This is a genomic window from Chitinophaga sp. (assembly GCF_039596455.1).
In the GTDB taxonomy this organism is placed as follows: Bacteria; Bacteroidota; Bacteroidia; order Chitinophagales; family Chitinophagaceae; genus Chitinophaga.
Map to the genome: position 1 here is coordinate 2,294,020 of NZ_JBCNJR010000001.1, position 26,686 is coordinate 2,320,705.

Annotated in this window: 19 protein-coding genes; 9 read left to right on the plus strand and 10 right to left on the minus strand. The window is 53.6% G+C overall.

Annotated elements, in window-relative coordinates; translation table 11 throughout:
- Positions 1–42: 42 nt before the first annotated feature.
- Positions 43–1,968 carry a glucosamine-6-phosphate deaminase gene (gene nagB, locus ABDW36_RS09260; protein WP_343701605.1) on the minus strand — a complete coding sequence of 642 codons (1,926 nt, stop codon included), beginning with the start codon at positions 1,966–1,968 and terminating at the stop codon, positions 43–45.
- Positions 1,969–2,175: 207 nt separating this feature from the next.
- Between nagB and ABDW36_RS09265 the strand changes: the two genes are divergently transcribed.
- Positions 2,176–2,583 (plus strand): hypothetical protein, encoded by a 408-nt coding sequence (locus tag ABDW36_RS09265; protein ID WP_343701606.1) that lies wholly within the window; start codon positions 2,176–2,178, stop codon positions 2,581–2,583.
- A gap of 134 nt (positions 2,584–2,717) precedes the next feature.
- Here the strand turns inward: ABDW36_RS09265 and ABDW36_RS09270 are convergent, their stop codons facing one another.
- The 8 genes from ABDW36_RS09270 to ABDW36_RS09305 form a co-directional block, all read right to left on the minus strand.
- The gene (locus tag ABDW36_RS09270) at positions 2,718–5,033 is read right to left on the minus strand and encodes a family 20 glycosylhydrolase (protein WP_343701607.1); all 2,316 of its coding nucleotides are present in this window, start codon (positions 5,031–5,033) and stop codon (positions 2,718–2,720) included.
- A 27-nt stretch (positions 5,034–5,060) separates the two neighbouring features.
- Positions 5,061–7,979, minus strand: coding sequence for a GH92 family glycosyl hydrolase (locus ABDW36_RS09275; protein WP_343701608.1), 2,919 nt, complete (start codon positions 7,977–7,979; stop codon positions 5,061–5,063).
- A 243-nt stretch (positions 7,980–8,222) separates the two neighbouring features.
- Positions 8,223–9,005: an endonuclease/exonuclease/phosphatase family protein gene (locus ABDW36_RS09280; RefSeq protein ID WP_343701609.1), complete on the minus strand. Its 783-nt coding sequence runs from the start codon at positions 9,003–9,005 to the stop codon at positions 8,223–8,225.
- 86 nt (positions 9,006–9,091) lie between these two features.
- The gene (locus ABDW36_RS09285; RefSeq protein ID WP_343701610.1) at positions 9,092–9,976 is read right to left on the minus strand and encodes an alkaline phosphatase; all 885 of its coding nucleotides are present in this window, start codon (positions 9,974–9,976) and stop codon (positions 9,092–9,094) included.
- A 140-nt stretch (positions 9,977–10,116) separates the two neighbouring features.
- Positions 10,117–10,875, minus strand: a complete 759-nt coding sequence (locus ABDW36_RS09290) for a copper homeostasis protein CutC (RefSeq protein WP_343701611.1) — start codon at positions 10,873–10,875, stop codon at positions 10,117–10,119.
- Positions 10,875–11,918 carry a N(4)-(beta-N-acetylglucosaminyl)-L-asparaginase gene (locus ABDW36_RS09295; protein WP_343701612.1) on the minus strand — a complete coding sequence of 348 codons (1,044 nt, stop codon included), beginning with the start codon at positions 11,916–11,918 and terminating at the stop codon, positions 10,875–10,877. The genes ABDW36_RS09290 and ABDW36_RS09295 overlap by 1 nt, the downstream gene beginning before the upstream one ends.
- A 91-nt stretch (positions 11,919–12,009) precedes the next feature.
- Positions 12,010–12,975: an ROK family protein gene (locus ABDW36_RS09300; RefSeq protein WP_343701613.1), complete on the minus strand. Its 966-nt coding sequence runs from the start codon at positions 12,973–12,975 to the stop codon at positions 12,010–12,012.
- Positions 12,947–14,578, minus strand: a complete 1,632-nt coding sequence (locus tag ABDW36_RS09305; protein ID WP_343701614.1) for an MFS transporter — start codon at positions 14,576–14,578, stop codon at positions 12,947–12,949. The genes ABDW36_RS09300 and ABDW36_RS09305 overlap by 29 nt, the downstream gene beginning before the upstream one ends.
- A 189-nt stretch (positions 14,579–14,767) precedes the next feature.
- Between ABDW36_RS09305 and ABDW36_RS09310 the strand changes: the two genes are divergently transcribed.
- Both ABDW36_RS09310 and galK read left to right on the plus strand, forming a co-directional pair.
- A complete protein-coding gene (locus tag ABDW36_RS09310) occupies positions 14,768–16,060 on the plus strand; it encodes a sugar MFS transporter (RefSeq protein ID WP_343701615.1) in 1,293 nt (430 codons plus the stop codon).
- A 210-nt stretch (positions 16,061–16,270) separates the two neighbouring features.
- A complete protein-coding gene (galK, locus tag ABDW36_RS09315) occupies positions 16,271–17,422 on the plus strand; it encodes a galactokinase (protein ID WP_343701616.1) in 1,152 nt (383 codons plus the stop codon).
- Positions 17,423–17,497: 75 nt separating this feature from the next.
- On the opposite strand, the gene ABDW36_RS09320 is transcribed toward galK, so the two are convergent.
- On the minus strand, positions 17,498–18,889 hold the full coding sequence (locus ABDW36_RS09320; RefSeq protein ID WP_343701617.1) for a Gfo/Idh/MocA family oxidoreductase: 1,392 nt from the start codon (positions 18,887–18,889) through the stop codon (positions 17,498–17,500).
- 231 nt (positions 18,890–19,120) lie between these two features.
- On the opposite strand from ABDW36_RS09320, the gene ABDW36_RS09325 reads away from it, so the two are divergent.
- The 6 genes from ABDW36_RS09325 (at position 19,121) to ABDW36_RS09350 (ending at position 26,678) form a co-directional block, all read left to right on the plus strand.
- The gene (locus ABDW36_RS09325) at positions 19,121–21,157 is read left to right on the plus strand and encodes an alpha-L-fucosidase (RefSeq protein WP_343701618.1); all 2,037 of its coding nucleotides are present in this window, start codon (positions 19,121–19,123) and stop codon (positions 21,155–21,157) included.
- Between the two features lie 397 nt (positions 21,158–21,554).
- On the plus strand, positions 21,555–22,352 hold the full coding sequence (locus tag ABDW36_RS09330) for a GNAT family N-acetyltransferase (RefSeq protein WP_343701619.1): 798 nt from the start codon (positions 21,555–21,557) through the stop codon (positions 22,350–22,352).
- 37 nt (positions 22,353–22,389) lie between these two features.
- Entirely contained in the window at positions 22,390–23,586 is a 1,197-nt protein-coding gene (gene argG, locus ABDW36_RS09335) for an argininosuccinate synthase (RefSeq protein WP_343701620.1), read from the plus strand.
- Positions 23,586–24,569 carry an N-acetyl-gamma-glutamyl-phosphate reductase gene (argC, locus tag ABDW36_RS09340; RefSeq protein ID WP_343701621.1) on the plus strand — a complete coding sequence of 328 codons (984 nt, stop codon included), beginning with the start codon at positions 23,586–23,588 and terminating at the stop codon, positions 24,567–24,569. Before argG ends, argC begins: the two co-directional genes overlap by 1 nt.
- Positions 24,570–24,596: 27 nt before the next feature.
- On the plus strand, positions 24,597–25,721 hold the full coding sequence (locus ABDW36_RS09345; protein WP_343701622.1) for an aminotransferase class III-fold pyridoxal phosphate-dependent enzyme: 1,125 nt from the start codon (positions 24,597–24,599) through the stop codon (positions 25,719–25,721).
- A 3-nt stretch (positions 25,722–25,724) separates the two neighbouring features.
- Positions 25,725–26,678 (plus strand): acetylornithine carbamoyltransferase, encoded by a 954-nt coding sequence (locus tag ABDW36_RS09350; RefSeq protein ID WP_343701623.1) that lies wholly within the window; start codon positions 25,725–25,727, stop codon positions 26,676–26,678.
- The last annotated feature ends 8 nt before the right edge of the window (positions 26,679–26,686 follow it).

Sequence of the window (26,686 nt, forward strand, 5' to 3'; positions counted from 1 at the left end):
GTACACCCGGACCGCGTTACAAACATATCTCCAAAGTTGAACTTACATGAAGTGGTAGCGAACGAAAGCCTCCATGGCGGCGTATTTCTGCAGGCCAAGCTTGTCGTACAGGTCTGCCGTGTTGGCGTTCCTTTCCTCCGCGCGTTGCCAGAACTCGCGCGCGTCTGTTCCCTGGAAGGGAACCACGTCTTTCTGGCTCTGGTGGATGAAGATGCCGAGGCGTTTCTGCATGATCTGGTCGGGGCTCATGGGCACGGCCATTTCAATTTCATGGATGTCCCATTCCTGCCATGCGCCTTTGTACAGCCATACCCAGCAATCTTTGGCCCAGTCGTCGTTTTTCACGATGTCGAGGGCGGCAAAGATAATATCGAGACATACCTTGTGGGTGCCGTGGGGGTCTGCCAGGTCTCCGGCGCAGAAGATCTGTTGCGGTTTCAGCTGGCGCAGCAGGTCTACGGTGAGCTGCACGTCTTCCGGGCCCATGGGTTTTTTCTCTACCAGCCCTGTTTCGTAGAAGGGCAGGTTCTGGAAGTGGGCATGATCGTCACCTACACCTACGTAGCGGCAGGTAGCCTTGGCTTCGCAACGGCGGATGAGGCCTTTGATGGCGCGGATCTCCGGCGTGTCTTTCTGGCTGGGCTTTTTAGCGGCTATGAAAGCTTTGGCGTCTTCCAGTATCTGGGAGCTTTTGCTGCGGTCTATGTCAAACATGCCTTCAAAACCCACGGCAAAGTCGATGAAACGGAGCACAAACTCATCTGTAACGGCAATGTTGCCGGAAGTTTGGTAGGCCACGTGCACATCGTGCCCCTGCTCGTGCAGGCGGATGAAGGTACCACCCATGGAAATGATGTCGTCATCGGGGTGGGGGGAGAAAATGAGGGCGCGTTTCCTTTCGGGTGTGGAACGCTCCGGGTGGTTGGGCAGGTCTGCACCGGGCTTGCCGCCGGGCCAGCCGGTAATGGTATCGCGGATGCCGTTGAACTCCTTGATGTTCAGCTCATAGGCGGAGCCGTACTGCACTATCAGGTCGTTCAGGCCGTTGTTATTGTAGTCTTTGTCCGTCAGCATCAGGATGGGCTTGTTCAGCTTCAGGGCCAGGCCGGTTACGGCCTTGCGGATCAGCTTGGGCGTCCATTCACAGTCTCCGGTGAGCCAGGGCTCTTTATTGCGGGTCAGTTCCAGCGCGGCCTGCTCGTCTACCACAAACTTGCAGTTGCGGTGCTGCTGCAGCAGGGAGGCGGGTACCTGGTCTGTGCTGTTGCCTTCTACGGAGCGGCGTACAATTTTGGCTTTGTGCTGGCCCCAGGCCAGGAGCACCACTTTCTTAGCCTTCATGATGGTGTTGATGCCCATGGTCACAGCCAGGCGGGGCACCGCACTCATGTTGGAAAATTCATATGCGTTAGCCAGGCGGGTGGAATTGTCCAGCGTTACCAGGCGGGTATGGGAGTTGATGTTGGAGCCCGGCTCGTTGAAGCCGATGTGGCCGTTGTTGCCGATGCCCAGTATCTGGATGTCTATGCCGCCTGCCTCTTCTATTTTACGCTCATAGGCCTCGGCGTGGGCTTTGATCTGCTCTTTGGGCACAGTACCGTCAGGAATGTGGTAATTGCCTTCGGGGATGTCGATATGATTGAACAAATGTTCTTTCATGAAGCGGTTGTAGCTCTGTAAAGCATCCGGTTCAATGGGGTAATACTCGTCAAGATTGAAAGTAACCACGTTTTTAAAGCTCAGGCCTTCTTCTTTGTGAAGGCGCACCAGTTCTGCGTACAGGTATTTGGGAGTAGACCCTGTGGCCAGGCCCAGTACGGCCGGTTCTTTAGCTGCCTGTTTTTCACGAATGAGTGCGGCAATCTCCTGCGCAACTGCTTTTGAGCCATCCTTGGCTGTAGGGTGGATTTCCACGGAAATCTGCTCGAAACTGTCTATCAGTTCAATTTCCTGGTGATTGATGGTCATTGTTCAAGTTTTTTAATGCGTTTTTAAAAACGAGCCCGAAAATTAAATAAAATACAGGGATTCTTGCGGAAAATTTATCATTTACAATCTGAAAGGGCCTATAGTAAGGGAAAACCTAATATCATCTCCTGCTAAAATCCAAAAACATTTTATCAACGTAACTATATCCACAAGCCTGCAGGCAATTACCCAAAAAAGAGAGTCATCATGAAAAAGTCATTCTTGCCGTTATTGGGCACTGTACTATTGATGCTGGCGGGCCTGGCGGTTACTCCAACCGCGGTGGCAGGGATTTACAAACAGGTATGGAACCAGGACTGGGAAAAGTCCAAAACGGGCACATGGGTCGGGAAGAAAGACGGGAAGACCTACTGGTACAAGCTGGACAGGAACGCCCAGCTGTGGTGGAGCGCAGACGGCAAAAAATGGGCGGCGGTAGAAGGGGGTATGTGGGCAGACAAGGATAACCGCTGGATAAAAATAGGGGATGGCAAACTGTGGTGGACAATAGACGCCGGCAAGAACTTCAGTGAAGTGCCGGAGTGGAAATGGGAAGCCCCTGACGGTAAATGGTACAAATTTGATGCAAAGTGGACTTTGTGGGTAAACAGGTAAAGATGCTCACAGTGTATGAATGAGTCACGAATAGTATACAAGATGTATGGGGCCGGTACTTAGCGTACCGGTCAAAACAACAAAAGGCCGCCCCGGCAAAACCGGGGCGGCCTTTTTATTTTGTGCGCTAACAGTTACTTCACATAGATCTCGTCTACAAACAGCCAGGCGGGATTGCCTTCTCCCGGCGCTCCCTTGGGAATGGCGCCGGCGTTGCGGGCAAATATCTTCACGTACCGCCCTTTCGCTTTCTCGGGGCGGGCAGTGAATTTTCTAAGGCCTTTCTGCTTCACATCAATTTCGCGCAGCTTGTACACGTTCTTGAAGTTCTTCCCGTCTTCAGATACAAAAAAGTCCAGCTCTTTGGGAACGTATATCCATTGATCAGGGTTGCCCAGCGTGCCGATGGCAATCTCTGTGATGTCAACCGAATCTACGCCCAGGTCTACCACCGCTTCAAAGTTGCCGCCGTTGAAGCCGGACCACTGGTTGTCATTAAACTCCTTCACACCTGCAATACCGTTCACCAGCGCAAAGGGGCTGCCCGGGTTGTAATTGTTGTGCGGCGGTTTGGTGAGCTTCACTTCCCTGCCCGTTGCCTTGTTCAAGGTAAACGCCTGCTGAAATTCATTGCCATACTGTTTGTCTCCCTGGAATACGGCGGCCCTTATCATGCCCGTCTTTTCTACCCGTACGGGGCCGGTGTAGCGGGTGCTTTGGGCGGTAGGCGCGGTGCTGTCTGTGGTGTAGGTGATGATGCCACCGTCCAGCTTGCTGACCAGGTTTACCTGTACGCCGCCTTTATGATCGCTTTCCACCTTGCCGGTAATTTCGAATACGTGTTTGGCATAGTTCACGCCTTTCATTTCAAGGCGGGGGAGGTGGGTTTTCAGCCTGTCAATGAAGTTGTCGTAATTCTTCTTTTCCGCGGGTGACCACAGTACTTCCGCCAGCGCAATGGCGCGGGGGTATACCATATATTCCACGTGTTCCGAATTTTTGATGTACTCCGTCCATACGTTAGCCTGGGCGCCCTTGATGTAGCGGCTTTCCTCCTTGCTCAGTTCCTGCGGCACCGGCTCATAGGCATATACCTTGCTTACGGGCGTAAAACCGCCAATAGCCAGCGGCTCATTTTTGCCCTGGCTCTGGTAGTGGTCAAAGTATACGTGGCTGCCGGGCGTCATGATCACCTCGTGATGCTGTTTGGCCGCGGCTATGCCGCCTTCGGTACCCCGCCAACTCATTACGGTGGCGTTGGGCGCCAGGCCGCCTTCCAGTATTTCATCCCAGCCAATGATCTGCCGGTCTTTACTGTTGAGGTATTTTTCAATACGCTGTATGAAATAGCTCTGCAGGGCATGCTCGTCTTTCAGGCCCAGCTGTTTCATGCGCTGCTGGCATTTCGGGCATTTTTCCCACCGTACCTTGGGGCTTTCATCTCCGCCAATGTGAATGTATCTGGAAGGGAACAGCATCATCACTTCATCCAGCACATCCTGTAAGAACGTGAATACGGTATCGTTGCCTGCGCAGTATACATCGTCATACACGCCCCAGCGGGTACCTACTTCATATGGGCCGCCGGTGCAGCCCAGGTGCGGGTAGGCGGCGAGCGCGGCCAGGGAGTGGCCGGGCAGCTCTATTTCGGGTATCACGGTTACATGGCGGCCGGCGGCGTATTGTACCACATCCTTGATCTGTTCCTGTGTATAAAAACCGCCGTATGGTTTGCCGTCATATTTCTGGTCGTTGTAATGGCCCTGCATGGTTTCCTTGCGGCGGGAGGCCACTTCCTGCAGCTTCGGGTATTTTTTGATCTCTATGCGCCAGCCCTGGTCTTCCGTGAGGTGCCAGTGAAAGGTGTTGAACTTGTGCATAGCCATGAGGTCTATGTACTTCTTGATGAAGTCTACGGAGAACATGTGGCGGCCTACGTCCAGGTGAAGGCCCCTGTAGGCAAAACGCGGCTGATCAAAAATGTCTACTCCCGCAATCCAGAAGGCTTCCGCTTTTTGAACGGGCAGCAGCTGGATCAGCGTTTGCATGCCATAAAAAGTGCCGGCCGCATCGTCTCCGTTAATGCTCACCTGGTCTGCGCTCACTTTCAGGTGGTATGTTTCCGGCAGGCCTTGTTGCGTGGCTGGCATGCTGCTGAAGATGATGGCGTTCTGCGTGCCGCTGTCCTGCATTTTCAGCTCATAGCCGCTCAGGCTTTTGAAATATTCGTTGAACAGGGCGGCGGCCTCTTTGTCAGCTTCGGAGGTGGCTACCAGTACGGTCTGCTTGTCTACCAAAAAAGAATCTTTCAGTTCCGTCAGCCGCGCCGGCATGGGTATGATGTTAACGGCCGCTTTTGGCGCCGTGGCGGCCGGCCCGCGTTGGCTGCAGGCGGCAAAGCCTGTAGCGGCGGCACAAAGCGCCAGGTGGAATAAGCTTTTTATAGTCATGGAATGATGATTAGCTTCCGGAAAATACTACTCAATAATGATTTCGTCCGCAAAAATATGACAAGGCTCTCCCTTGCCGGGGTGCCAGTCAGGGATGGCGCCGTGGGTAGTGGCCACCACTTTCACATAGCGTGCTTTCAGGTTTACGGGCTGGCTCAGCACCTGGGTGAAACTGCCGTACTCCCGGTCAGAGAAAGTATTTTTCACGACGCCCGCGGAGGTAAAATCTTTCCCGTTGTCAGACACCAGGAATTCTACCTGCGTGGGGTACCATATCCACACGCCCAGGTCTTGCAGTACGCTGAGGCCCAGCTTTTTCAACTGGCGCGGGGCCTTGAGGTCTACAATGGCCTCCAGGTTGCCGGGGTAGTGGCTCTGCCAGGCGCCCAGCCTGAAATCGTTCTGGCCGCGGATGCCGTCTATCAAACCATCCGGCCCGCCGGCGTCAAACTGCGGATGGACCTTTGACAGCACCTGTATAGACTTGTCTGTAGGAATGCGGTAAAACGGCGTTTGCATCACCTGGCTGTACTGGCCGTTGCGGAAAGCCACGGCTTTCAGCGTGGTGGTGTTGGTGAGCGTGATGGGTTTGGTATAGCGGGTGGAGCGGTTGGTAGGCGTGCTGCCGTTCAGCGTATAATAGATCACGGTGTTGGGCTCCACTTCTTTCAGCGTTACCTGCACGCTGCCTGTAAAGCGGTCTGAGGGCGCTTCGGCATAAGGCACGGCCACTACCGGGTTGTCTGTAATAGCGCTGTGCGGCTGGTTGGCTTCCGCAGCTGCCCAGGTTTTGTTGGGTATGGCGCCCATGGTAAATTCCATGCTGCCGCCCTGCATGATGGTGCTGTGCGCTATCCAGGAGTGCGGCAATTGTTTGCCGTTCACGGTAACACCCTGCACGTAGAAGTTTTTATTGGAAAGGTTGCCGGCCTTGATGGTGAAAGATTTACCGTTTTCGAAGTGCAGCTTTACCTCATCAAAGGTGGGCGTACCCAGTGCATAGATGCCAGAGCCGGGCGTAACAGGATAAATGCCCATGGCGCTCATCACGTACCAGGCGCTCATCTGGCCGCAATCTTCATTGCCGCTCAACCCGTCAGGCGCGTTGTGGTACAGGGTGCTCATCACCTGGTGTACCAGTTCCTGCGTGCGCCAGGGCTGGCCTGCGTAGTTGAAGAGGTAAGCAATGTGATGGCTGGGCTCGTTGCCGTGGGCGTACTGGCCAATAAGACCTGTGATGTCTGACTGATGGCGGCCGGATAGTTTGTCTTCCGTAGTGAACAGCTGGTTCAGCTTTTTGGTGAATTGTTCCTTGCCGCCGTTGAGCCTGATGAGCCCGCTTACATCCTGCGGTACGGCAAAGCTGTATTGCCAGGAGTTGGCTTCGGTGAAGAAGTTGTTCACTTCCGTGGGGTCAAAGGGGCTCATCCAGCGGCCGCCTATTTTACCGCGCATAAAGCCGGTAGAAGCGTCATACACGTTTTTATAGCTTTGTGCGCGTTTCATGTAGCGGTTGTACACTTCCGTGTTGCCGAGCATTTTGCCCATCTGTGCAATGCACCAGTCGTCATACGCATATTCCAGTGTGCGGGATACTGATTCCGGCTGTGTGTCCATGCTGAGGTAGCCCTGTCGGATGTAGTGCTGCATGCCAAAACGTTCTCCTTCCGCATAGCTGCGCATAGCTTCCAGCGCGTATTTGGCATCGTAACCGCGGATGCCTTTCTGGTAAGCGTCTACAATTACCGGCACGGAGTGGTAACCTATCATGCAAAAAGTTTCGTTGCCGCTCAGCTCCCACACCGGCAGCATGCCGCCGTGCTTGTACTGGGCCAGGAAGGTGTTGATCCAGTCGTTTGTTTTTTGCTGGTTGATGAGCGTCATGAGGGGGTGGAGGGCGCGGTGGGTATCCCACAGGGAGAATACGCTGTAGTTATCGAAACTTTCGGCTTTATGCACCTGCAGGTCTGTGCCTCGGTATTGCCCGTCTACGTCCATGTAGAGGTTGGGATTGAGGCAGGCGTGGTACAGGGCGCTGTAGAAGATGGTTTGCTGATCTTCCGTACCGCCTTTCACTTCAATTTTTCCCAGCTCTTTATTCCATGCGGCTTTGGCGGAGGCCAGCGTCTGGTCAAAATCAAAGCCGGGCATTTCAGCGTTCAGGTTTTTCAATGCACCTTCTTCGCTCACGCCGGAAAGGGACACTTTTACATACAACGGCTGTGTGGTGTTGCCGAAGGTGAAGTATGCCTTGATGTTGCGGCCTTCCGCCTGTTGCAGGGCGCCTTTGGCGGTATCTCCAAGCGCTACGTTGTGGGAGCGGAAGGGCTGTGAAAACTTCATGGCAAAGAACAATATCTGGTCTTTCGCCCAGGAAGTGGAGCGGCGCATGCCGATGACGGTGCTGTCATTCACCACTTTGAGACTGGAATTGATCACGATATCACGATGGTAGAGGTCCAGCAGCACATGCCCTTCTTTGGCGCCGGCGGGAAACTCGTATTTGTGCAGGCCCACACGTTTGGTGGCGGTGAGTGATGCCTGGATGTTGTATTTGTCCAGCTTCACGCTGTAAAAGCCGGCGTAGGCCTTTTCGTTTTTGTGGGAGAAGGGAGAGGCGTATTCTTCATTGTTCCATGAAGGCTGGCCGGTAACTGGCATCAGCAATACGTCACAATAATCTTCAATACCGGTGCCGCTGAGGTGGGTGTGTGAAAAGCCGTACATCACGGAGTCTGTGTAGTGATAACCGGAGCAGCCGTCCCAGCCTTTGAGGCGGGTGTCAGGGCTCAGCTGCACCATGCCGAAGGGCAGGCTGGGCCCGGGGTAGGTGTGGCCGTGGCCGCCGGTGCCAATGAACGGGTTTACTTTCTCTGCGTAATTTTTTTGCTGGGCTTGTGCAGCACATGCCAGCCCCAGGGCCAGCGCAACCAACCATTTTTTCATTCACTGTTTTTTTAGTTCAAGCCCGGCATGGGTGCCGGAAGGGCTAAAATAAGAAAAGAATCGCTAAAACGTTTTAGTGATTTGATGGGCGGTGAAGTTTTTAATTGAGGGAGGCTGCGCGGTACGGGCCGGCAGAAAGGCAAATAAAAACTGTGCCTTGGCTCAGGGAATTCTGCGGCTGGCGTATAAAAAAGCGAAGCTGTACCGGCGAGATACAGCTTCGTTAGATGAATAATGAGCATTTTATTTCAGCAGCAGCTCGCAGATCACCGGCCGGTGATCAGACGCTACCGTTTCTTCTATCACAGTGGCGCTCATCACATGCCATTGGGAAGTATTGTTGACCAGAACATAGTCCAGCTTCTGCGTGGGTTTGTCTGAAGGCCAGGTAGGGCCCAGCTTTTCTGTGGCGTCTGTGAACAGGCTTTTGAGCGTGGTGATCTCTTTGGAAGCGGGTGTTGCGTTCATATCTCCCGCCAGTATCACGGGCCGGGTGTGCTCCCCGAAATGTTTGAGCAATATGCCGCATTGCGCCAGCCGGTCTGCCGGATTTTCCCGGTGGTCAAGATGCGCGCTGGCAAAGTTGAGCAGCAGGCTGTCTCCCGGCAGCTTTACGGTTACTACCGCCGCGGTGCGGGGTTCGCTGCCGGCGCCGGCTGCCGGCAGCTCTACACTGTAACTTTCCTGGATAGGGTAGCGGGAGAGAATGCCGTTGCCATAACCGCCGCCTTGCAGGGCCATGGCCTTGCCAAAGTAGATGTACATGCCCGTGGCCTCTGCCAGTTGCTGCAACTGGTTGGCTTTTTTTACGCGGGCGGTGGCGCTGTCAACCTCCTGCAAGGCCACCAGGTCTGGATTGGTGGCCAGTATCACGTTGGCAATACCCTGTATGTCAAGTTCACCTTTGTTGTTGACACCGTGGTGAATGTTGTAGCTGAGCACTTTGATCACCTGCCCCTGCACCTGTGCCGGCAGCGGTGAAGCGCCGGCCATGCAGAGCATGAATACTAATACGGATCGCTGCATATGTATCGGATTATATAGATAAAATGTCTGCTTCATCAGTGACGGTACAAGTTTCGTGCCTTGCCCGTCATAATCCGGCATGCCTGCTATTTCGCAAATGCTTCTTTCACAGGTCTGCCCGTCCACACGCGGGGTGTTTTCAAGCCGAAAATATAGGCAATGGTGGCGGCGGTATCGTACGTAACAATGCTTTCTTTCACTTCGTTGCCTTTTTTGATGCCTTTGCCGCGGATGATCCAGGGAATCTGCATCTCCGCCATTGTTTTGCCGCCATGGCCCTTGTTGATGCCGCCGTGGTCGGAAGAAAGGATAATGATACTGTTATCCCACATGCCCGCATCTTTTATGGCCTGCAGGATGTTGCCTAAAAGAATATCGTTTTTCCTGACTTGTTCATAGTATTCTGGAATATCATGCCCTATGCCATGTCCAACGCCGTCTGGCTGGTCAAAATGAATGAACAGGAAGGCCGGCTTTTTGTCTTTGATATAGCTCACCGCCGCTTCCGTGGTGAGCGTGTCATTGGCGCAGGGCTGGTCTTTGTTCACCGCCTGTTTAGGAAACAGGTAACCAATGCCGCCCCAGCTATAAATGACGCCTATTTCAGCGGAAGGTTTCTGCTCACGCAGCAGGGTGAAAATGGAAGGGAAGAGGCCGTACTGGTCAAGCTCCCGCGATTCCAGCTCCGGTTTTTTGCTGCCCCACTCCGTGAACCCGTGCAGCTCCGGCCCTGCGCCCATGGTCATAGACGCCCAGTTCACCGCACTGGAAGACGGCAGCACGCTGCGGGCCTCCAGCGTCCAGGAACCATCTGCCATGAGCTGTTTCATGTTCGGGTTGTCCGCTTTCTGAATGGCGTACGCTCCCAGGCCATCCATGCCTATGAGGATCACGTGTTTCACTCCCTTTACCTGCGCGTGCAGGGCCATGTAGCTGAATAAGAAGAATGCAAGAAATCCCGCCTTTTTCATGTCTGGTGTAATTTATAAAATTATTTAATGTGTTGCCGGGAAATGGTGGCCCATTTATCCAGTGTGGATAAATGTAGTGAATGCGTACTATACCTTGTTTAGCTACAGTAAATATTGAAAGGGTTTTAATATCGGGACGCCTAGTTGTTCAACCCTTTCTCCGCTTCTTCGCGGATCAGCTTCACCTGTGTTGCCTGAGTAACGGCAATGCCGTATTCCGGCACGCCGGGAATGCCGCCCATGCTCACGTTGGGGTTGCGGAACTGCATGCGGCTGTCTATATAATCTTTTGCGGTAGTATGATATTCCTGTGCTTTGGTAGCGGCGGCCAGCGCGGCCACATTGCCCGCGCGCACGCCGGAGCCGGCCATGATGGCAATTCTGCCGGCGGCTTTCTCCACCAGCTGTTGAATAAGTTCAGCGCCTTCCGGGGCGGTATTGCGCTGCCCGGAGGTGAGTATGCGCTCGCAGCCTGTTTCAATGATATCTTCCAATGCCTGGAACGCATCGTCCGTCATATCAAAAGCGCGGTGAAAGGTAACGCCCATGGGCCAGGCCAGCTCCACCAGCACGCGGGTGCGCACTTTATCCACTTTCCCGTCCGCGGTCAGCAGGCCAATCACTACACCGTCACACCCCAGGTCTTTGCACAGCGCAATATCTTTTTGCATGATGGCAAATTCCATATCGTCATACAAAAAGTCACCGCCGCGCGGGCGGATGATGGGGTAGAGGGCTATCTTCACCTTTTCACGCGCCAGGGCAATAGTGGCGTAGCTGGGCGTGGTGCCGCCTTCCAGCAGGTTATCGCACAGCTCAATGCGGTCTGCGCCGCCTTCTTCAGCGGCTATGCAGGAGGCCAGTGAGGCGGCGCATATTTCAAGCGTGATCTTTTCCATTAAAAATGATGTTTTCCCTGAATAAGCTGTTCCTGCCCGGCGGCGGTTACGGCATAGCTAAAACCTTTCTGCAGGCAGAATGCGCCATGCTGGCCTTTTTTGTTCAGGGCCAGGAAGCCGATCTGTATCTCTTTTGCCTTGGCGGACTTTTTCTTCACAATGCGCATCACAGCCTCCTTGCAGGCGGCTTCGGGAGAATAGCCCTGGCGCATCAGCTCCACTACCAGGAAGCTGCCTACCACGCGTATCACTTCTTCTCCCACGCCGGTGGCGGTAGCGGCGCCTACTTCGTTATCTACGTACAGGCCGGCGCCAATAATGGGAGAGTCTCCCACGCGCCCGCGCATTTTGAAGGCCATGCCGCTGGTGGTACAGGCGCCGGAGAGGTTACCGGCCGCATCCAGGGCTACCATGCCAATAGTATCGTGGTTGTATACGTTGCCGGGGAGCTGCAGCGGGTTGAAGGCGGTGGCGCCTTTGCCGTCTCCCTGGTAAGATTTGTTCTCTATATTGATCACCGGCTTGTATTCGGCTTTTTTCAGCCACTCCTTCCAGGCTTTTTCAGATTCGGGCGTAAGCAGGTTTTCCTTTTTGAAACCGTTTTCCAGCGCAAACTGCAGGGCGCCTTCTCCCACCAGCATCACGTGGGGCGTTTTTTCCATCACCTTGCGGGCTACGGAAATGGGGTGCATAATGTGCTCCAGCGCAGCCACGGAGCCGCAGTTGCCCAGTTCGTCCATAATGCAGGCATCCAGCGTAACGCGGCCATCACGGTCCGGGAAACCGCTGTAACCAACGGTATGGTTGTTGGGGTCTGCTTCGGGCACTTTTACGCCGGCCTCCACCGCGTCAAGCGCGCGGCCGCCGTTCTTGAGCACATCAAAGGCGGCCTTGTTGGCAGCAATGCCAAAGTCCCAGGTGCTCACCACAACGGGTTTGCGTACCTTGCCTTTGCTGTTCTGCGCAGTTGCAGGAAGCCCGTCAAGGGAAAGAGCCGCCGCCCCCAAAGCGGCTGTTTTGAGAAAATTGCGTCTGCTGTTCATTGTTCACGTTTGCTTTGGTCCAAAAAAAGGAATGTCAATTGCAAATGAACGAACATTTCATCATTTACAATTGACATTTCCCGGTAGTTTTTTAGTCTTTCATTTCCCAGGCCAGTGCGCTGGCGCCCAGAATGGCCGCGTCGCTCTCCTTAAGTTCGGAGAACACCAGCTTCACCTTGTTCTGGAAAATGGGCAACAGGTTCTTTTCCATGTGGTGGCGGACCGGGCGCATGATCAGATCTCCCGCCTGGGTGAGCCCGCCAAACAGCACAATGGCCTCCGGACTGGAGAACATCACAAAGTTGGCCAGCGCTTCTCCCAGCACTTTGCCGGTGTACTCATATATTTCCATGGCCAGCTTGTCTCCCTTGATAGCGGCCTCATAGATCATTTTTGAATCTATTTCCTCCCGCGTGTGGTTGCGGAGCAGGCTTTCTTCATCCGGCCGGGCTTCCAGCAGCTCCAGCGCGGTATTGGTAACGCCGGTGGCGGAAGCGTAGGCTTCAAGCGAGCCGTGCGCGCCGGTACCGGGGTGCAGGCGGCCGCCGGGTATCACGATGACGTGGCCCAGTTCCCCTGCAAAACCATCGTGCCCGTAAATGAGCTGGCCGTTGGCCACAATACCGCTGCCAACGCCGGTGCCCAGGGTGATGGTGATAAAATCTTTCATGCCACGGGCAGAGCCATAGGTCATTTCACCGATGGCGGCCGCATTTGCGTCGTTGGTCAATACGGTAGGGAGATTAAACAGGTCCTGCAGCATGTTGGCTAAAGGTACAATACCTTTCCAGCGCAGGTTAGGGGCATATTCAATATTACCGGTGTAATAGTTGCCATTAGGAGCGCCTACGCCTATTCCCTTAATGTTTTCGATTCCTCCAACCTGTTCTATCAGCTTAGACAAGCGCTGATGGAGTTCGGCCAGAAACATAGTAACTTCTTCGTGAGCTTTGGTTGACATCCTGTCCTGGCATAAAATATTACCACGACGATCTACAATTCCAAATTTTGTGTTGGTTCCCCCAATATCAATGCCCACCGCTAATTGCTGACTCATAGTCGATTCCCTGAGATTTTAAGATTGATTTAACGCGAATTGCAAAAAATGCTAAGTATGCAAAACAAATTACCGGTACAATATACGAATGATGAATGCCAATTGCAGGGATATCTGCAAAACCACCCTGCAGCGGCGGTATCAGCGAGCCGCCGAGGATCATCATTACGAGGAAAGAAGCGCCCTGGCCGGTGTATTTGCCCAGCCCGGCAATGGAGAGTGAAAAGATGCAGGGCCACATCACAGAGCAGAAAAGCCCGCCGCTGATGAAGGCGAAAGTAGCTACCTGCCCTTCTGTAAACAGGCCAATGATCATGGCGGCCACGCCCATAATGCCGAAGGTCATCAGCGTTTTGGCCGGTTTCTCCTGGCCGTAGAAGAAGCCCAGTATCTGTATCACAATGCAGATAGCAAAGGGATACAGTTCTTCAATATCATTTCCTTTCAGGTGGTTTACAACCAGTATCACGCCGTAGGCCACAAAGGGCACTACCACGGAAAGCAGCTGCCGCATGCCTTTGCTGAGGTTGAACACGCTGATGGCGCCCGTCCACCGGCCAATCATCAGGCCGCCCCAGAACACGGCAATGTAGGGGCTGAGCTGTGATTCGTTCAGCCCTTCCAGCGTGAGGAAGCCGGGTTTTTTCAGCAGCTCGCCAAGGTTGCTGCTCACACTTACTTCCACGCCCACGTATACAAAAATGGCTATCATGCCCATTACCAGCTGCGGGTACTTCATGGCGCCCCAGCCGTTGCCGTCATTACGCGAAGCGGCCTGCGCGTAAAAGAGAATGGAGAGGATGCCGATGATGCCTGCAATAAAAAAGGGCAGTGGATTTTCAAGAATGATGCCCAGCAATATGAGCACGAACATCACCGTGATGCCTACCAGCGTATAGGTGGCTTTGGTAGATGATTCGAAATGATCGTCTTCCGTGCCCTTCGGCATTTTGGTAGCGGCAAATATGCCGGCTGCCAGCAGGAAGAGGCCTACCAGTGTGATATATAATATGTTGATCTTGCTGATGTCTGTATCTCCGATGGGCCCTGCGTCTGCAGCGGTGCCAAAGAGCAGGATGCTCACCACCAGCGGGCCTATGGTGGTACCGAAAGAGTTGACGCCGCCGGCCAGGTTGAGGCGGTGAGAGCCGCCGGCCGGGTCACCCAGCAGTACGGCAAAGGGGTTGGCAGCTGTTTGCTGCAGGGAAAAACCGAGCGCTACAATGAAGTAGGCGCCCAATATCAGGTAAAAGGCGCTGGTCTTGTCTTCCATGCCCAGCCCCAGGTTCACCGCGCCAATGGTGGCGGCAGCGCCTACGCCTGAAATGAGCAGACCGTATATAATACCTTTCTTGAAGCCGATGCGGTTGAGGATGTCTACCCCCTTAAAAGCAGAGAGGAGATATAATATAAGAGAGCCTACAAAGTAAGCGCCATAAAAGGCAAAGTCTACCAGCTGCGACTGGATCTGTGTGAGGTCAAAATGGGCTTTGCAAAAGGGAATGAGGATACTGTTGGATGCGGCCACGAACCCCCAGAAGAAGAACACAAGAATCAATACAAAAAACGAGGGATGCGTACCTTGTTTACTTTGCGTGGACATATATACCTTTTATGGTTTTTGGTAAAATAGGCTTTAAATGTAGAATAATTTTTTTGAACAAACGGGCAAAAACACGGGGAAAAGCCCTAATTTTTTTAATTGCTCAAACGTTTTAGCTAATATATTTATGAAAATTGAGAATTGTTAATTAAGTTCGTGGCATTCTTGAACAATCAACCTAGGCAGCTCATGACTGACAAAACCGCTACAGTGGCCGCTCCTCGTGGTAACACCACGCAGGCAATGGCGATTATTGCCACGCTATTCTTTATTTTCGGCTTCGTAACCTGGCTGAATTCCGTATTGATTCCCTTTTTGAAACAGGCATGTGAATTGACCGACTTCGCGGCCTACCTGGTAGCTTTCGCTTTTTACATTTCCTATTTTGTGATGGCCATCCCGTCTTCATTGATATTGAAGAAAATTGGCTTCCCCAAGGGCATGTCCCTGGGCCTGCTCACCATTGCCGTTGGCTCGGTGATCTTCATTCCTGCTGCACAAATGCGCTCTTACCCTGTGTTCCTGTTCGGCCTGTTTGTACAGGGTACCGGCCTGGCATTGCTGCAAACGGCTTCCAACCCTTATGTAACCATTCTTGGCCCCATTGAAAGCGCGGCCAAGCGTATCAGCATCATGGGGATCTGTAACAAGGTGGCCGGTATGATCGGCATCTTTGTGCTGGTAAAACTGTTGTTCAGTGATACCCAGCATATATCAGACAAGATCAACTCCCTCACCGGCGCCGCCCGTGAAGCAGAGCTTGACCTGCTGGCTTCCCGTCTCATTGCGCCCTACGCTGTAATGGCGGTAGTGCTGTTGCTGCTGGCGTTCTTTGTACGTAAAGCCCACCTGCCTGAAATCAACCAGGAAGACGAAGTAGCAACGGAAGAGGGCGCTGCGGACCAGTACGGCAGAACATCCGTGTTCCAGATACCTTACCTGATGCTGGGCGTGCTCTGCATCTTCCTGTACGTAGGGGTGGAAGTGCTGGCCATTGACTCCCTGGCGCTGTATGGCGAATACACCGGCCTGGCAAAGGACGTGGCCAGCAACCTGAGCATCTGGTGCCTGATCGCATTTACCGTTGGTTATCTCATTGGCGTAGTAGCCATTCCGAAATACCTGCCGCAGAAAAACGCGCTCATCATCTGCGCCATATTGGGTGTTGTGTTTACCATTGGTGCATTGACCACCAGCGGCAACATCTCCATCCTCTTCATCATCCTCCTCAGCTTTGCCCACTCCCTGATGTGGCCCGGCATCTGGCCGCTGGCTATCAACAAGCTGGGCAAGTTCACCAAAACAGGCTCCGCGCTGCTTATCATGGGCATTGCCGGGGGCGCCATCCTGCCGCTTGTGTACGGCGCTATTGTTGACAGTGTAGGTGGTAACCGCCAGTTGCCCTACCTGCTGATGATACCCTGTTACCTGTATATCCTCTATTTTGCCGCTTCCGGGCATAAAAAAGGATTGCCTGCCTGATAAATTTAGACCGCATTATAAATAATGGTGCTTCTGCCTTTATGCAGAAGCACCATTATTTTGGGGCGTACCTGCCCGATTCTACGGGTAACAAAAGCCCCGGGAGACCAATTTGCCCGGTATTTATGGTGCCTTTTACAGAAATTCCCGCCATGGGTTTTTGAATAGTGATCTAATTTTATACTTTTAGGTGTAAAATGTACGCTTTAAATGATTGCAGCAGTAAAGGATAAATTCCACCAGCTTTTTGGAAAAGAACCGATAATGGTAAGCTCACCCGGCCGGATCAACCTCATTGGAGAGCACACGGACTATAACGAAGGTTTTGTGTTGCCGGCCGCCATCGATAAAAAGATCATCTACGCCATTGCCCTCAACGGCACAGACACTTGTAACGCCTACGCGCTGTTCAGCAATGAAATGGCCTCTTTTTCCCTGGAAAATATACAACCCGGCGGCGGCTGGGTCAATTACCTGAAAGGAGTAGTGTACCAGTTGCAGCAGCTGGGCCGGGAAGTGAAGGGTTTTGACTGTGTGGTACACGGAGATATTCCCATCGGCGCGGGCATGAGCAGCTCCGCCGCCGTGGAAGGGGGACTGTCTGTAGGGCTGGACCACCTGCTGGGCTTCGGCCTTGACCGTATGCAGATGGCGCGGGTAGGCCAATTGGCAGAGCACACCTTCCCGGGTGTGAAATGCGGCATTATGGACCAGTTTGCCAACCTTCATGGTAAAAAGGACCGGGTAATGCTGCTGGACTGCCGCAGCCTGGAGTACCAGTATTTCCCCTTCGAGTTCTCGAAAACTTACAAGATAGTGCTGGTGAACTCGATGGTTCACCACTCCCTGGCGTCTTCCGAATACAACGTGCGCCGGGCGCAGTGTGAGGAGGGCGTGGAAATACTCAGGCAATTTGTGCCCGGCATCAGCAGCCTGCGCGGCGTAACGGCGGCACAGGTAGAGCAATACAAAAGTTCGCTGCCGCCCAAGGTATATGACCGCTGCCGTTTTGTAACGCAGGAAAATGAACGGGTACAGCAGGCCTGCACGCGCCTGCAGAACAATGAACTGGCAGAGGCGGGCCGCCTCATGTACGCGTCTCATGACGGCCTTAGCCGCCTCTATGAAGTAAGCTGCCCTGAGCTTGATTTCCTGGCCGGCCTGGCCAAGAAACGCCCGGAAGTAGCGGGCGCCCGCATGATGGGCGGCGGGTTTGGCGGCTGCACTATCAATCTCGTGAAAATAGACCAGGTAGATGCTTTCGGTTCGTTTATGCAGGCCCGTTATAAAGACCAGTATGGTGTAGTGCCTGATGTGTACGTTACGTCTATTGAAGATGGCGCCAGGGTGGTAACGGCGTAGTGCATACGTAAAGATAAAATTAGAACGGCGGTACCATACCTGGTACCGCCGTTCTTTTATCATGATTTGCCGGGATCAATACTCGCCGTCTAGCGCAAAGTTGGGTTTGCGGCTCATCCAGCGGCCGCGCGTAAAATCAGGGATGTACTGTACGGAGCCGCCTTCCAGTATAGACTGTTCGCTGAGCGGCGTAATGGCGTACCAGGTAGCCAGGTCGTACACGTCCATCTGATAATCCGTACCGCGTTTGATGCTTTCAATAAAGGAATTGATCACGAACCAGTCCATGCCGCCATGGCCTGCGCCGGAAGCATCGTTCGCGTACTTTTTCCAGAGCGGGTGATCGTACTTGCCCATATAGCTGTCTGCATCGTTGGGCTCGCCGGCTTTTTCCCAGGTATGCGGTTTGCTTTTGCCTTCAATGTGAATGGAATCAAAATCGTCCATCCACAGCCCGTTGGTGCCCTGCACCCTGAAGTTGAGGGAATAGGGGCGGGGCAGGTTGGTATCATGAGAAAGCAGGATGGTTTCTCCGTTGTTGGTCTTGATGAGCGTGCTTACAATATCTCCCAGCTTGAATTCCACTTTGGCGTTGGGGTGGTTGGGGCCGCCCTGCGGCTGGTCAAGGATATACTTGTGCAGCCCGCGCGATTTGGTGGCCACACTGGTAAGAGACAGCAGCCGGTTGCCGCGGTTAACATTGATCATGTTGTTTACCGGGCCCAGGCCGTGTGTGGGGTAGAGGTCTCCGTTGCGGTGAACGGAGTGATTGGTGCGCCACTTCGCTTCAGACACACCTTTCTCGCCAAACTCCACGCCGCCGCCATAAAGCTGTTTGCCGTTGTTGAACTTCACGGCGCGGAGGTCGTGCTGGTAACCACCCTGCAGGTGTACCAGCTCTCCGAACAGGCCTTGCCTTACCATGTTGAGCACGGCCAGCACATCCCGGCGGTAGTTCACGTTTTCCATACCGAACAGGGGCACGCCGGTAGCTTCTGATGTGTTCACCAGCTCCCAGCATTCCTGGATGTCAGCCGCGCCGCATACTTCCACGGCCGGTGTTTTGCCGGCTTTCATGGCAGCCACGGCCTGCACGGTATGCCATTCCCAGGGAGTGGCAATGATCACCGCGTCTATATCTGTACGTTTAAGCAGGTTCTCGTAATCATGCGGGCCTTTGGTATATTCCGCTACCTTGCGCTTGGCGCCGTAGTGTTTTTGTATCATTTCGCGGGCCTGCGGCAGGGTGAAGGTTACATCAGGGTCTGCAATGGCTACCACGTCTACATCACTGCGGCGGAGGCAGAGGTCCAGGTGGTTGAGGCCACGTGCGCCCACACCAATGAGGCCCACTCTTACTTTGTCTTTTTTCTGCGCGGCAAACACCCGTGCCGGCGTGTTCATGAGAGAAAGGCCTACGCCTGCGGCCATGCTGTTCCTGATAAACTTCCTGCGATGCATGTTCATATAAATAAAGAGTATTGTGTGATTAAATGGCTTTAAATGTATGGCTTTCATGGCTTCTTCCGCAACGGGCTTACATAAATTGTGACATTTTTGTGATAGATGGCAGGCGCCTGTTCCTGCAACCGTTTGCGGGCCGTACTATTTTAGCTTTCTCTATTGTGATATTACCAATGTTCGGGAAATGAACGGCAGTATATTATTTTTAACAGCACACGTCTGCAATACAGCACTATGAAAAAAGTATTCTTATTATTCTTCGTTCTGTGCGCTACCCGCGCCTGGGCACAGCCGGAGATCAAACCTTACGGCGCCCTGCCCTCACCCGCGCAGGTGAAATGGCAGCAACTGGAGTATTACATGTTTATCCACTTCGGGCCCAACACCTTTACAGACAAGGAGTGGGGGCATGGGGACGAAGATCCGAAAGTGTTCAACCCGACGGAGCTTGACGCCCGCCAGTGGGCACGTACCGCCAAGCTGGCCGGTATGAAGGCCATCATCATTACCGCCAAGCACCACGATGGTTTTTGCCTCTGGCCCAGCGCCTACAGCAAACACACCGTGCGCGAAAGCGCGTGGAAGAACGGCAAGGGAGATGTGCTGGCCGAACTTTCCGCGGCCTGTAAAGAGTACGGGCTGCTGTTTGGCGTGTATCTCTCTCCCTGGGACCGCAACCACCCTGCTTACGGCACGCCTGAGTATAACCAGGTGTTTGCCAAACAGCTGGAAGAAGTGCATACCAAATACGGTTATGTATTCGAGCAGTGGTTTGACGGCGCCAACGGCGAAGGGCCCAACGGCAAAAAGCAGGAGTACGACTGGGACCTGTTTCACAACACGGTAAGAAAATACCATCCCAACGTGATCTTTTTCAGCGATAACGGCCCCGGCTGCCGCTGGATAGGCAATGAAAACGGCTTTGCCGGCACTACCAACTGGAGCACCCTCAACGCCAGCCAGTTCCGGCCCGGCATGCCCGGCATCAACAAGCCGCTGAACGAAGGCCAGGAAGACGGTACAGACTGGGTGCCCGGTGAGGCAGACGTGTCTATCCGCCCCGGATGGTTCTACAGCCCTTCTACGGACGACAAGGTGAAGACCCTTCCCTGGCTGCTGGACATCTACTACGGCTCCGTAGGCCGCAACGCCAACCTGCTGCTGAACGTACCGGTAGACCGCCGCGGCCGCATCCATAAAAACGACTCGCTGCGCCTGATGGAGCTGAAAAGAACGCTGGACGCCGATTTCAAGACCAACCTGGCCGTACGCGCCAGAACCTCTGCTGTCAACACCCGCAAAAACAGCACGCTCACCAGCGCCATCTACCTGACAGACAACAACTACAATACCTATTGGGCTACCGGCGAAGGGCAGCTCACCGGTACCATCAACCTCAGCTTTGAAAAGCCTGTTACTTTTAACCGCCTTGCCATACAGGAGTTCATTCCTCTGGGCCAGCGGGTGAAGGGCTTCACCGTAAGCGTGCTGGAAGGCAGGGTGTACAGGGAAATAGCCCGTGAAACCACCATCGGCTACAAGCGCATCCTGCGCCTGCCCAATACCACCACCAAAAGCGTGCGCATAGAGATACTGGATGCCAAAGCCAGCCCGGTGATCAGTGAAGTGAAGCTGTTCAAGGCCCCTGAGGTGCTGGCAGACCCGGTGATCAAACGCAGTAAAGACGGCATGGTAACCATCTCCGCCCTCTCCGCAGACCCGGCCATTCACTACACCATAGACGGCAGCGAGCCCACCACCGCCAGCCCCCGCTACACCGGCACCGCGTTCTCCTTCCCGAAAAGCGGTACCATCAAGGCCAAAAGCTTCATTGAGAACGGCAAAAAAAGCGGCGCCACCGTGGCTGTTACCTTTGACCTGGCGCCCGCCGGCTGGAAGGTGATGAACGCAGCAGATGCAGACCGGGCCATAGACGGAGACCCCGCCACTGCCTGGCAGGGCAGGGCCGGCAGCTTTCCCCAGGAGATACAGGTAGACATGGGGACGGCCGCCCCCATCAACGGCTTTACCTACACGCCGAGGCCCCGCGGAGGCATTATTTACAACTATGCCTTCTATGTGAGCCAGGATGGCCAGAACTGGGGCCAGCCTGTGGCCCAGGGCAGCTTTGCCAACATCCTCAATAACCCCGTGAAACAGACCGTAAAGCTCTCAAAATCAACACAGGCGCGCTACTTCAAGCTGGTAGCGCTGGCCCCCGCAGACGCCAAAGAAACGCGGGCGGGAGCCGCTGAAATAGGCGTGTTCTGATTTTCAGCCAATTCAGGCCCCGGAAAGGGAGGAAACGCAGGCCCGGCCGCGTTCCTCCCTTTCTTTTTGCGGCAAAAAAAATACCCACAGTATTTAAATATGTTATAACTTTGCGGATACTTTATTAACTAAAGACGTTTTTATAACAATTTAATGTCGAACTGAAGTTGAAATACATCGCAACCCATAACAACATTTTTGCTTATCACCCTTCTTTTGAAGAAGGTGTTTGCGCTATTGGGTTTCCTGTCTTTAGATATCTCTCCCGACGACCTCGTATTTGATAGCGCCGTCCTGCCCGGGGCACGCTGTCGCACCATGAACCCCTCATGGGTATTTCCGGAAACGGAACCTGTTTCATCATCATTATTGCATTACAATTTTCAATTTTAACAAGTTGGAAAATAAGGATATAATCGTAAGGGCAGCCACTGCCGACGATAAGCATTATGCAAAGACCATTACGGACGAAATGGAGGCTTCTGCAAAGGCCCGGGGAACCGGTATAGCCAAGCGCTCTCCTGAGTACGTACAGCTCAAAATGGAAGAAGGCAAGGCGGTGATCGCCCTTACCACCTCCGGCGAGTGGGTAGGTTTTTGTTATATCGAAGCCTGGGGGCACGAGAAGTTCGTGGCCAACTCCGGCCTCATTGTTAACCCGGCCTTTCGTGGCCACGGCGTTGCCAAAGCCATCAAGGAAAAAATATTCGAACTGTCCAGGAAAAAATATCCTGACGCTAAAATATTCGGTCTTACCACCGGCCTGGCCGTGATGAAGATCAACTCGGATTTGGGCTACGAACCCGTCACCTACTCCGAGCTGACAGACGATGAAGAATTCTGGAAAGGCTGCCGCAGCTGTGTGAACTTTGACGTGCTCACGGCCAAGAACCGGAAGAACTGCCTCTGCACCGCCATGCTGTATGACCCTGTGGAGAAAGAAAAAGAGGCCCGTGAAAAAGCCGCTGCCGCCGCTGCTACAGCCATAGCCGTTAACGGTACTGCCGCCGCTGTGGCAGTAAGTCCCGCTACGGACGAAGGGAAGAAGAAGCGGAAGTTCAAGGGCAATTTTTCCCTGTTCGAAAGGTGGATGCGGTATAAAAAATACGTGCTGCTCAAAGCCTCCCGCAAAATGGGCGGCGGCGGAGCACCCGGCGTCAGCAAAAAAAGGTTTTTCTTTTTCAGCTGGCTGTAAACTGTAACTTGAATTTTCAATCAGAATATAATTTACCATGAAGAAAGTAGTACTGGGATTCAGCGGAGGACTTGATACATCGTACTGTGTAAAATACCTGTCCGAAGAAAAAGGGTATGAAGTGCATTCCGTGATCGTAAATACGGGTGGTTTTACTGCGGAAGAGCTGCAGGAGATCGAGAAACGCGCCTACAGTCTGGGTGTGAAAAGTCACAAGACAGTAGATGCGGTTCGCTCCTATTACGACAAAGTGATCCGGTATCTTATTTTCGGGAACGTGCTGAAGAACAACACCTACCCCCTGAGCGTGAGCGCCGAGCGCATGAGCCAGGCGCTGGCCATTGCCGAATACGTGAAGGAAGTGGGCGCAGACGCCGTAGCACATGGCAGCACCGGCGCGGGAAATGACCAGGTGCGGTTTGACATGATCTTCCACATCATGATACCCGGCGTGGAGATCATCACCCCCATCCGTGACCTGAAGCTGAGCCGCGAAGAGGAGATCAGCTACCTCAAATCCAAAGGCGTGCAGATGAACTTCGACAAGGCCATGTACTCCATCAACAAAGGCATCTGGGGTACGTCAGTAGGCGGTAAGGAAACCCTTACCTCTCACGGCATGCTGCCGGAAGAAGCCTGGCCCACCCAGCTTACCAAACAACAGCCTGAGCAGGTAACCCTCACTTTTGAAAAGGGCGAGCTGCTGGGTGTGAACGATAAAAAATTCAGCCACCCCACAGAAGCCATCATCTACCTGCAGGGCATTGCCGGCGCCTTTGCCATAGGCCGTGATATTCACGTGGGAGATACCATCATCGGCATCAAGGGCCGGGTGGGCTTTGAAGCCGCCGCGCCCATGGTGATCCTGAAAGCGCACCACGCGCTGGAAAAACACGTGCTCACCAAATGGCAGCTGAGCTGGAAAGACCAGCTGGCGCAGTTCTACGGCAACTGGATGCACGAAGGCCAGATACTGGACCCCGTGATGCGCGATATTGAGGCCTTCCTCCAGCACAGCCAGCAGCAGGTAAGCGGCAAGGTATTTGTGACCCTGATGCCCTACCGCTTCCAGGTAACCGGCATTGAATCTGCCTATGACCTTATGAGCAGCAAATTCGGCAAGTACGGTGAAATGAACTCCGGCTGGAGCGGCGAAGATGTGAGAGGCTTCAGCAAAATATTCGGTAACCAGACCATGATCTGGCATCAGGTAAACGAAGACAACAACAAATAATGGGAACGACTACAAAAAAACGGGCAGGTATTATAGGCGGCGCAGGTTACACCGGTGGTGAAACCATCCGGCTGCTGCTGAACCATCCGGACGTGGAGCTGGCATTCGTGCACAGCCGCAGCAACGCCGGCAACCCGCTGTATGCCGTTCATGCAGACCTGCTGGGAGAAACAGACCTGACCTTTGCAGCAGATATAGCGGAAGATGTAGACGTACTGTTCCTTTGCCTGGGGCACGGGGAATCCCGCAAGTTCCTGGAAAGCACGCCCATTCCCGCCCATATACATGTGATAGACCTCAGCCAGGACTTTCGTTTAGGCGAAAGCGTGAACGGCCGGGAGTTTGTATACGGCCTGCCGGAATATGACCGGGAAGCCATCAAAAAAGCCGCCAACATTGCCAACCCCGGCTGCTTTGCTACCGGCATCCAGCTGGGCCTGCTGCCCCTGGCCAAAGCAGGGCTGCTGGGCGAAGTGCATACCACCGGCATCACCGGCTCTACCGGCGCCGGGCAGAAGCTGCAGGGCACTTCCCATTTCACCTGGAGAGCAAATAACATTTCTACTTATAAAGTACTGCAACACCAGCACCTGAAGGAGATACGACGAACGCTGCAGGCACTCCAGCCTGCTTATTCAGGAGCGCTCAACTTTGTGCCGGTGCGGGGAGACTATCCGCGCGGCATCTGGATCACTTCATACCTGGAAAGCAACCTGACCTTGGAAGAGGCCTATCAACTCTTTGAAGAGTTCTACAAAGGCCATCCCTTCACGCATGTCAGCAGAACGCAGATAGATCTCAAACAAGTGGTGAACACCAACAAATGCCTGGTGCAGATCGAAAAAGTGGAAGGCAAACTGGTGATCCATTCTATTGAAGACAACCTGCTGAAAGGTGCGTCAGGGCAAGCAGTACAGAACATGAACCTGTTACTGGGGCTGGATGAAACAGCCGGGTTGAAGCTCAAATCCATCGTATTCTAGTTCTATCACCAGCAACAACAGATTGTTATGAAATTATTTGACGTATACCCGGTTAACGATATTACCATTGTAAAAGCCAAGGGCTCCGCCGTTTGGGATGATAAAGGCCAGGAGTACCTGGACCTCTATGGCGGCCACGCCGTTATTTCTATTGGTCACACCCATCCGCACTACGTACAGCGGATCACAGACCAGCTGAACAAAGTAGGTTTTTACTCCAATTCCATACACATACCGCTGCAGCAGGAGCTGGCGCAGAAGCTGGGTAAAGTTTCCGGCAAGGAAGACTACCAGTTGTTTCTCGTCAACTCCGGTGCGGAAGCCAATGAGAATGCTCTCAAGCTGGCCTCTTTCCACAACGGTAAAAAGAAGATCATCGCTTTCAAAAAGGCCTTCCACGGCCGGACCTCACTGGCGGTAGCCGCTACGGACAACCCGAAGATAGTGGCCCCGGTGAATGAGACAGATAATGTGATCTTTCTGCCCTGGGAAGACCAGGAGGCGCTGGAAATAGCCTTCCAGCAAAACGCGGTTTCTTCCGTGATCATTGAAGGCATACAGGGCGTAGGCGGCATCAACGTAGCCTCCGCGGGTTTCCTGCAAAAGATCAGGAGCCTGTGTGACGAGCACAACGCCGTGTTCATTGCAGATTCCGTACAGTGCGGCTACGGCCGGAGCGGCCAGTTCTTCTCTCATGACCATGCCGGCGTGAACGCAGATATCTACACCATGGCCAAAGGCATGGGCAACGGTTTCCCCATTGGCGGCATTATTATCTCCCCCAAGTTCAAAGCCTCTTACGGCCTGCTGGGCACCACTTTTGGCGGTAACCACCTGGCCTGTGCCGCCGCGCTGGCAGTGCTGGAAGTGATTGAGCAGGAAAACCTGATTGCCAACGCCGAACAGGTGGGCAATTACCTGATGGAAGAGCTGAAGAACCTGCCGAAGATTAAAGAAGTAAGAGGGAAGGGGCTGATGATCGGTATAGACTTGCCGGAAGAACTGGGGCATGTTAAAAAAGAGCTGCTTTTTAAGCACAAGATATTCACCGGGGAAGCAAAGCCGAACGTAATACGGCTGCTGCCCTCCCTGGCGCTCACCAAAGCACAGGCAGACCAATTTTTAAACGCTATTAAACAAGAGCTAAATTAACCGATGAAGCAGTTTATTTCCGTAGAAGACGTCCCCAGCGTGCCACAATTGGTGGCAACAGCATTGGACTATAAAAAGAGCCCTTTTAAAGACAAAGGGCTGGGAGAGAACAAAACATTGGGAATGATTTTCCTGAACCCCAGTTTGCGTACGCGCCTGAGCACACAAGTGGCGGCCCGTAACCTGGGTATGGAAGTAGTGGTGTTTAATATCGATAAAGAAGGCTGGGCGCTGGAAATGAATGACGGGGTGGTGATGAGCGGCAATACCACGGAGCATGTGAAAGAAGCAGCGGCGGTAATGGGCCAGTATTTTGACATCATGGCCATCCGCACTTTCCCTGGTCTGAAAAACAAGGAGGAAGACTATACGGAGAAATACATCAACCAGTTCGTAAAATACGCCGGCCGGCCTATTGTAAGCCTGGAAAGCGCTACGCTACACCCGCTGCAGAGCCTCACGGACGTGATTACCATCAAGGAACGTTGGCAGCAGCCGCGCAAGCCCAAGGTGGTATTGACCTGGGCGCCGCACGTGAAAGCGCTGCCCCAGGCCGTGCCTAACTCTTTTGCGGAGTGGATGAACAACTGGGATGAGGTGGATTTTGTGATCACCCACCCCCAGGGCTATGAGCTGGACCCGAAGTTTGCCGGCCAGGCGCCGGTGATCTACAACCAGGAAGAAGCCCTGGAAGGCGCTGATTTTGTGTACGTGAAAAACTGGTCTTCTTACAAAGATTACGGCAAGATCACCTGCACGGACGAGCGCTGGATGATCACCAATGAACGCCTGAAAAACACCAACAACGCCTCCGTAATGCACTGCCTGCCCGTAAGGCGCAACGTGGTGATAGCAGACGAGGTGCTGGACGGGTCGCAGTCCATCGTAATCCCCCAGGCGGGCAACCGCGTGTGGGCGGCACAGGCTGTGTTAAGCGAAATTTTAAAGCATCAATAAGCAAGGTA

What these genes read in the sequence shown, in the direction of transcription:
- ABDW36_RS09325 (WP_343701618.1), top strand. Translation starts at nt 19,121, where the DNA reads ATGAAAAAAGTATTCTTATTATTCTTCGTTCTGTGCGCTACCCGCGCC.
- ABDW36_RS09275 (WP_343701608.1), bottom strand. Translation starts at nt 7,979, where the DNA reads ATGAAAAAATGGTTGGTTGCGCTGGCCCTGGGGCTGGCATGTGCTGCA.
- ABDW36_RS09280 (WP_343701609.1), bottom strand. Translation starts at nt 9,005, where the DNA reads ATGCAGCGATCCGTATTAGTATTCATGCTCTGCATGGCCGGCGCTTCA.
- nagB (WP_343701605.1), bottom strand. Translation starts at nt 1,968, where the DNA reads ATGACCATCAATCACCAGGAAATTGAACTGATAGACAGTTTCGAGCAG.
- ABDW36_RS09310 (WP_343701615.1), top strand. Translation starts at nt 14,768, where the DNA reads ATGACTGACAAAACCGCTACAGTGGCCGCTCCTCGTGGTAACACCACG.
- ABDW36_RS09350 (WP_343701623.1), top strand. Translation starts at nt 25,725, where the DNA reads ATGAAGCAGTTTATTTCCGTAGAAGACGTCCCCAGCGTGCCACAATTG.
- ABDW36_RS09305 (WP_343701614.1), bottom strand. Translation starts at nt 14,578, where the DNA reads ATGTCCACGCAAAGTAAACAAGGTACGCATCCCTCGTTTTTTGTATTG.
- ABDW36_RS09285 (WP_343701610.1), bottom strand. Translation starts at nt 9,976, where the DNA reads ATGAAAAAGGCGGGATTTCTTGCATTCTTCTTATTCAGCTACATGGCC.
- ABDW36_RS09290 (WP_343701611.1), bottom strand. Translation starts at nt 10,875, where the DNA reads ATGGAAAAGATCACGCTTGAAATATGCGCCGCCTCACTGGCCTCCTGC.
- ABDW36_RS09320 (WP_343701617.1), bottom strand. Translation starts at nt 18,889, where the DNA reads ATGAACATGCATCGCAGGAAGTTTATCAGGAACAGCATGGCCGCAGGC.
- ABDW36_RS09345 (WP_343701622.1), top strand. Translation starts at nt 24,597, where the DNA reads ATGAAATTATTTGACGTATACCCGGTTAACGATATTACCATTGTAAAA.
- ABDW36_RS09270 (WP_343701607.1), bottom strand. Translation starts at nt 5,033, where the DNA reads ATGACTATAAAAAGCTTATTCCACCTGGCGCTTTGTGCCGCCGCTACA.
- ABDW36_RS09295 (WP_343701612.1), bottom strand. Translation starts at nt 11,918, where the DNA reads ATGAACAGCAGACGCAATTTTCTCAAAACAGCCGCTTTGGGGGCGGCG.
- galK (WP_343701616.1), top strand. Translation starts at nt 16,271, where the DNA reads ATGATTGCAGCAGTAAAGGATAAATTCCACCAGCTTTTTGGAAAAGAA.
- ABDW36_RS09265 (WP_343701606.1), top strand. Translation starts at nt 2,176, where the DNA reads ATGAAAAAGTCATTCTTGCCGTTATTGGGCACTGTACTATTGATGCTG.
- ABDW36_RS09300 (WP_343701613.1), bottom strand. Translation starts at nt 12,975, where the DNA reads ATGAGTCAGCAATTAGCGGTGGGCATTGATATTGGGGGAACCAACACA.
- argC (WP_343701621.1), top strand. Translation starts at nt 23,586, where the DNA reads ATGGGAACGACTACAAAAAAACGGGCAGGTATTATAGGCGGCGCAGGT.
- argG (WP_343701620.1), top strand. Translation starts at nt 22,390, where the DNA reads ATGAAGAAAGTAGTACTGGGATTCAGCGGAGGACTTGATACATCGTAC.